Origin of the sequence: Kitasatospora nipponensis (genome assembly GCF_039528135.1) — a bacterium.
In the GTDB taxonomy this organism is placed as follows: Bacteria; Actinomycetota; Actinomycetes; order Streptomycetales; family Streptomycetaceae; genus Kitasatospora; species Kitasatospora nipponensis.
In genome coordinates, this window is record NZ_BAAALF010000588.1 from 1 (window position 1) to 220 (window position 220).

At 64.5% G+C, this 220-nt stretch carries 1 pseudogene; it reads left to right on the plus strand.

The features are described 5' to 3' along the window. Window positions 1–220 (plus strand): annotated as a pseudogene (locus ABD323_RS42065) (DNA helicase); the annotation flags it as partial.

A 220-nucleotide genomic window follows, 5' to 3' on the forward strand; every position in this document is an offset into this window, starting at 1 on the left:
CTTCTTCCGCACCATCCCCGCTGCGCCTCGGTTTCGACGAGACCCGGACCAAGGTCGTGCTGAGGACGGATCAGGCGAGCTACTCGGATTTGGTCAAGCTGGCTGCCCGGTACAGCTCCGGCAGCCAGCGGGGGAAGCTCGCCGCCGAGGTCGATCTTGAGGATTTCCTCGCCCATCTGACGCTCGTCAACGAGTGGCCTGACCTGGCGGCAGTCTCCTT